The organism is Seonamhaeicola marinus (assembly GCF_008085455.1).
Map to the genome: position 1 here is coordinate 1 of NZ_VSDQ01000486.1, position 240 is coordinate 240.

Consider the following 240-nt stretch of genomic DNA (forward strand, 5'->3'; position numbering starts at 1 on the left):
AGCATGATATTTTTTTATCCTACACTTCCTTCTAAAGAAATTTCTAATAATTTTTGAGCTTCTATAGCAAATTCCATTGGAAGCTTATTAAGCACTTCTTTACTAAATCCATTTACAATTAATGCAATGGCTTTTTCAGTATCAATACCACGTTGGTTACAATAGAAAATTTGGTCTTCACCAATTTTACTTGTTGTAGCTTCGTGTTCTATAATAGCTGATTTGTTTTTAGCTTCTATA

Annotated in this window: 1 protein-coding gene; it reads right to left on the reverse strand. The window is 29.2% G+C overall.

The window, feature by feature from the left end; translation table 11 throughout:
- Nucleotides 1-14 precede the first annotated feature (14 nt).
- A partial coding sequence (locus FUA24_RS07860; RefSeq protein ID WP_187388217.1) for a SufD family Fe-S cluster assembly protein occupies nucleotides 15-240 on the reverse strand: 226 nt, incomplete at its 5' end.